The 2,334-nt window shown below is 68.9% G+C and carries 4 protein-coding genes and 1 pseudogene; all 5 read left to right on the forward strand.

Annotation, left to right across the window (positions count from 1 at the left end):
• A pseudogene (locus sphsw_RS19450) lies at nt 1-153 on the forward strand (UDP-N-acetylmuramate--alanine ligase); the annotation flags it as partial.
• Between the two features lie 36 nt (nt 154-189).
• On the forward strand, nt 190-444 hold the full coding sequence (locus sphsw_RS13620; RefSeq protein ID WP_031441081.1) for a DUF6356 family protein: 255 nt from the start codon (nt 190-192) through the stop codon (nt 442-444).
• A 456-nt stretch (nt 445-900) separates the two neighbouring features.
• The gene (locus tag sphsw_RS13625) at nt 901-1,308 is read left to right on the forward strand and encodes a hypothetical protein (RefSeq protein ID WP_031441082.1); all 408 of its coding nucleotides are present in this window, start codon (nt 901-903) and stop codon (nt 1,306-1,308) included.
• Nucleotides 1,305-1,508, forward strand: a complete 204-nt coding sequence (locus sphsw_RS13630) for a helix-turn-helix transcriptional regulator (RefSeq protein ID WP_031394295.1) — start codon at nt 1,305-1,307, stop codon at nt 1,506-1,508. Before sphsw_RS13625 ends, sphsw_RS13630 begins: the two co-directional genes overlap by 4 nt.
• 38 nt (nt 1,509-1,546) lie before the next feature.
• The gene (locus sphsw_RS13635; protein WP_031441083.1) at nt 1,547-2,284 is read left to right on the forward strand and encodes an alpha/beta fold hydrolase; all 738 of its coding nucleotides are present in this window, start codon (nt 1,547-1,549) and stop codon (nt 2,282-2,284) included.
• Nucleotides 2,285-2,334 lie beyond the last annotated feature (50 nt).

The following is a 2,334-nucleotide window of genomic DNA, read 5'->3' on the forward strand; positions in this document are numbered from 1 at the left end:
GGCCGCGACGCCCGCCACATCGCCGACCGCGCCGACGCCGCCGCGCTGCTGGTGGCCGAGGCGCGCCCCGGCGACCGCATCGTCGTGATGGGCGCGCGCGACGACACGCTCAGCCTGCTCGCGGCGACCATGGTCGAATCCCTCGCCGGCTGATAGGATAAGCCCGATCCCCCGTCCGGAGACCCGCCGATGTTCCGCCGCCTCTTCCTCGACCATCCCGCCACCGTCGGCGAAAGCTATGCCGAGCATTTCGGCGTCGCCAGCCGGTTCGGCGTGACGATGATCGCGGGCGGCCTCGGCGCCCTCGTCCACGCGGTCATCCCCGCTTTGTGCAAGACCAGCGGCAGCGACACGGTGCGCGAACTCCACCGCCAGATGGTCGCCAAACGCGGCGCGGTGGCGGCCGACCAGACCCAGATGAAAACGGTAGAATTCATCATCTGACCCCCCGGCCCAAGCTGGCTCGTCCCCCCGCGAAAGCGGGGGCCCAGGACGAAGGCGGTAAGCGCCGCCCTCCCCCCACCCGTCATCCTGACGAAAGTCAGGACCCAGAGCCAACGGCGCTGCGCCCCATAACCCTGGATCCTGGGTCAAGCCCAGGATGACGGCGGTGAAGTGCAGCCCTCCCCACCCGTCCTCCCGACGGCGGGGAAGCGCCGCCCTCCCCACTCGCCATCCGGACGGCGGGGAAGCGCCGCCCCCCTCCCCCCGTCATCCTGACGAAAGTCAGGATCCAGAGCCAAGCAGCACCGAGCCCTGCCACCCCGGACTCCCGCCTACATGGGAGAACGAACAGGCGCGATCGCATCCCCTCAACCCCGCCCCCCACTGTAAAGCCCCCTTGACTTCCACACACCCAAATGACAAGTTTCCTTTACTGATTTGAAAGGACGCTTGACCATGCACAAGAGCCCCGCGCTGCGCCGCTACAACGCCACCGTTCTCGGTCTCAGCCTTGCGTACATGGGCACGCTGTTCGGCGTGGTGGCGCTGTTCCGCAGCCATCCGCCGACCGGCCCGCTCGCCTATCTTCTCGCAGTGCTGCCCGCGCTCCCGCTGCTCGGCGTCTTCCTCGCCTGGGGGCGCTATCTGCGCGACGAGCCCGACGAATATATCCGCACGATGAACGTCCGCCAGACGCTGATCGCCACCGTCTTCATGCTCTGCGCGACGACGATCTGGGGCTTTCTCGAAAGCTTCGGCCTCGCCCCGCACGTCCCGGCCTATTCGGCGGGTGTGCTCTGGTTTGCCGGCCTGATGCTCGGCGGGTGCGTCAACATCGCCGCGGTGCGCGCAGGGACAGCATGAAGAACCGCCTGAAAGTCCTGCGCGCCGAACGCGACTGGAGCCAGGGCGACCTCGCCGACCGCCTCGACGTCTCGCGCCAGAGCGTCAACGCGATCGAAACCGGCCGCTACGACCCCTCGCTTCCGCTCGCCTTCCGCATCGCCGAGCTGTTCGGCCTCGCGATCGAGGACATCTTCACCAGCCCCTCCGCACCAGCCTGACCTATCCCGACCCGCCCGCTTTGGCTAAAGCCCCGCGCATGACCGACACCACCACCCCCGCGCCGGACCGCCCCCGCCTCGCCTATCACCACACGACCGGCACCGGCCCGACGATCGTCTTCCTGTCGGGCTATGGTTCGGACATGACGGGCACCAAGGCGGTTACGCTCGAGGCCTGGGCGAAATCGCAGGGCCGCGCCTATCTCCGCTTCGACTATGGCGGCTGCGGCCGCAGCGAGGGCGCGTTCGAGGATCAGACGCTCGTCGACTGGCGCGACGACGTGATCGCGATGCTCGAGGCGCTGGCGGACGGCCCCGCGGTGCTCGTCGGCTCGTCGCTCGGCGGCTGGCTGATGCTGCTCGTCGCGAAGGCCCGCCCCGATCTGGTCGCGGCGCTCGTCGGCATCGCCCCCGCGCCCGACTTCACCGACTGGGGCTTCACCCCTGAGGAAAAGCTGACGCTGCTCAGCGCGGGCCGGCTCGAACGCGCCAACGATTACGGCCCCGAACCCACCATCTACACCCGCGGCTTCTGGGCGTCGGGCGAGGCGAACCGGCTGATGTTCGGCTGGATCGAGATCCGCTGCCCCGTCCGCCTGATCCAGGGCCAGCGCGACAAGGCGGTGCCGTGGCTGCGGACCACCCGGCTCGCCGAGCTGCTTCGTTCAGCCGATGTGCAGACATTGCTCGTCAAGGACGGCGATCACCGCCTGTCACGCGATTCCGACATCGCGCTGATCATCCGCGCGGTCGAGGATGTGATCGCCCGCTTATGATCCTGATGCTGCTCGCCCCCGCGCTGCTCCTGTCCCAGGCCGCCAGCCCC

Origin of the sequence: Sphingomonas sp. FUKUSWIS1 (assembly GCF_000733135.1) — a bacterium.
GTDB lineage: Bacteria > Pseudomonadota > Alphaproteobacteria > Sphingomonadales > Sphingomonadaceae > Sphingomonas > Sphingomonas aerolata.

Coding starts and splice junctions, on each gene's coding strand:
- sphsw_RS13625 (WP_031441082.1), top strand. CDS start 901: ATGCACAAGAGCCCCGCGCTGCGCCGCTACAACGCCACCGTTCTCGGT.
- sphsw_RS13620 (WP_031441081.1), top strand. CDS start 190: ATGTTCCGCCGCCTCTTCCTCGACCATCCCGCCACCGTCGGCGAAAGC.
- sphsw_RS13630 (WP_031394295.1), top strand. CDS start 1,305: ATGAAGAACCGCCTGAAAGTCCTGCGCGCCGAACGCGACTGGAGCCAG.
- sphsw_RS13635 (WP_031441083.1), top strand. CDS start 1,547: ATGACCGACACCACCACCCCCGCGCCGGACCGCCCCCGCCTCGCCTAT.